Source organism: Pantoea sp. VS1 (assembly GCF_002207995.1).
Classification (GTDB): Bacteria; Pseudomonadota; Gammaproteobacteria; order Enterobacterales; family Enterobacteriaceae; genus Pantoea; species Pantoea dispersa.
Genome location: NZ_NHZE01000173.1, coordinates 1 through 284, shown reverse-complemented (window position 1 = coordinate 284; position 284 = coordinate 1). Strand labels below are relative to the sequence as shown.

At 58.5% G+C, this 284-nt stretch carries 1 rRNA gene; it reads right to left on the bottom strand.

From position 1 onward, the window contains the following. Positions 1 to 284, bottom strand: a 23S ribosomal RNA gene (locus CBW22_RS25700); the annotation flags it as partial.

The window sequence follows — 284 nt, the reverse complement described above, 5'->3', positions numbered from 1 at the left end:
CACGGTTTCAGGTTCTGTTTCACTCCCCTCGCCGGGGTTCTTTTCGCCTTTCCCTCACGGTACTGGTTCACTATCGGTCAGTCAGGAGTATTTAGCCTTGGAGGATGGTCCCCCCATGTTCAGACAGGATACCACGTGTCCCGCCCTACTCGTCGGACTCACAGCTCATGCATCTTCGTGTACGGGGCTGTCACCCGGTATCGCGCGACTTTCCAGACGCTTCCACTGATGCACAAGCTGATTCAGGTCCTGGGCTGCTCCCCGTTCGCTCGCCGCTACTGGGG